We start from the raw sequence: 378 nt of genomic DNA on the forward strand, positions 1-378 counted from the left end.
GGCCCAGTTCTTCGCCTCGCTCACCGCCGCGCAGCGCACCGCTCTCGCCGACAAGTACCCCTTGGTCGTCGGCAATCTGAACGGCGCGCCGATCACCCTGCGCTACCACGCCAACCGGCGGGCCCTGGTGCAGGCGCGGGCGGTCGAGCAGCAGCGCATGCACGACGTCCGGCTCTCCCCCGACGGCCGCGGCGACGCGTTCCGCCGGATGGAGCGCTTCCGGTCGATGCTTGCCCACGGCCGGCACTTCCTGGCCTTCGACCCGACCGGGAAGGGCCACGCCGCCGAGGTGTTCGGCGACCTCGACAAGGCCGAGCGGGTCTCGCTGGTCGTGCCCGGTGTCGACACCAGCCTGCTGACGCTGGAGCGGACCGGACC

The 378-nt window shown here is 72.8% G+C and carries 1 protein-coding gene; it reads left to right on the plus strand.

The features are described 5' to 3' along the window. Nucleotides 1-378: alpha/beta hydrolase (locus tag AC1DUE_RS20725; protein WP_477041278.1), on the plus strand; the 378-nt coding region annotated here is incomplete at both ends.

It is taken from the genome of Cellulomonas sp. P4_A2 (assembly GCF_056402515.1).